Below are 779 nucleotides of genomic sequence, written 5' to 3'. Positions count from 1 at the left end.
TTTTAAGATGGGCGATCTCTTTGGCTTCATCGCTGCTGTAGTTGCCAGACCCTCGAACAATGACTTGATCGTCATGCTCTTTATAGCTTTTTACCCATCCTCCAATTGTTGTGTCATGGACTCCGAACTGTTGCGCGATCTGGGTGTAGGCAAGGTCTGGATGATCGAGTACATACTGAATCACCTGTTCCTTAAATTCTTTGTCATATTGCTTTGCCATTTTTCATTCCTCCTCATTCTGGAATTCAAATTGTTCTTCTTATGACATTCTACCACTTGAATTTTCAGAGGTTTAAGGGATGCACCATTAATACTAAATCCAATGGATTGATTCCTATGGAATATACCTATGTCGTAATGATCAAACCGTTTATTTTCGCTTTTATTTTAGGAGTAGCAAAAATAGCTTTTTATTGTTTGTTAGGTATGATAATCTCTGTCTTGATAAGAAATTATGCTGTTGTTTATGGATTGAGCCTGATGCTGGTGGGTGTTTATGTCTATGGGAAGTGGAACGCTCACTTATCGTTATGGCTCTTGCCATTTCAGATCGGACCTTCATTAAGTGTAAGCGTAGGAAATGGTATTTTATCATGGGCTTCCGCAATGGCGATTTTTATTATCCTGGATATCCTGCTTTTCTTCTTGATATTGAAGTGTACCCTTTGTCAAGGACAAAATAATTAGTAGTGATCCTATTTACTGAACAGATGTATTCTTATTTTTGATTTTATCTTTGTTTACTCTCCGTATACATTTCGATTTCGACTTGCAGATAA

General features: G+C 37.4%; 2 protein-coding genes. One reads left to right on the top strand and one right to left on the bottom strand.

Going from position 1 to position 779, the window contains the following annotated elements; all coding sequences use genetic code 11:
- A partial coding sequence (locus BO225_RS10695; protein WP_076342209.1) for a transposase occupies window positions 1-220 on the bottom strand: 220 nt, incomplete at its 3' end.
- Window positions 221-336: 116 nt separating this feature from the next.
- On the opposite strand from BO225_RS10695, the gene BO225_RS10690 reads away from it, so the two are divergent.
- Complete coding sequence (locus BO225_RS10690; RefSeq protein ID WP_076342208.1) at window positions 337-687, top strand: hypothetical protein; 351 nt, start codon at window positions 337-339, stop codon at window positions 685-687.
- Window positions 688-779 lie beyond the last annotated feature (92 nt).

The organism is Dubosiella newyorkensis (assembly GCF_001945605.1).
GTDB lineage: Bacteria > Bacillota_I > Bacilli_A > Erysipelotrichales > Erysipelotrichaceae > Dubosiella > Dubosiella newyorkensis.
The sequence above is the reverse complement of the archived record's forward strand: the minus strand, read 5'-3'. Positions and strand labels throughout refer to the sequence as shown.

Bases quoted from the DNA above. Each gene is read 5' to 3' on its own strand.
- BO225_RS10690 (WP_076342208.1), top strand. From the start codon at position 337: ATGGAATATACCTATGTCGTAATGATCAAACCGTTTATTTTCGCTTTT.